The sequence below is a fragment of the Peribacillus sp. SIMBA_075 genome, assembly GCF_046534585.1.
This window is the reverse complement of sequence record NZ_JAWRYN010000547.1, coordinates 1-274: the sequence shown is the minus strand read 5'-3', so window position 1 is coordinate 274 and position 274 is coordinate 1. Positions and strand designations below refer to the sequence as shown.

Sequence of the window (274 nt, the reverse complement as noted above, 5' to 3'; positions counted from 1 at the left end):
GCTTCGTCGTCAAAGTGCGAAAGATCTTGTTTCAATGGACTTCCCTGGCTATGCTATCGGCGGTCTATCTGTTGGTGAACCGAAGGATATTATGAATCGTGTTCTTGAGTTTACAACACCACTTCTTCCTGATGATAAACCACGTTACTTAATGGGTGTAGGTTCTCCTGACTCGTTAATTGATGGTGCGATTCGCGGTGTTGATATGTTTGACTGTGTACTTCCAACTCGTATCGCTCGAAATGGTACATGTATGACAAGTGAAGGCCGCTTA

At 44.2% G+C, this 274-nt stretch carries 1 protein-coding gene; it reads left to right on the top strand.

Annotated features, from left to right (window positions below; translation table 11 throughout):
- Nucleotides 1-274: tRNA-guanine transglycosylase (locus SB775_RS29345; protein ID WP_410864754.1), on the top strand; the 274-nt coding region annotated here is incomplete at both ends.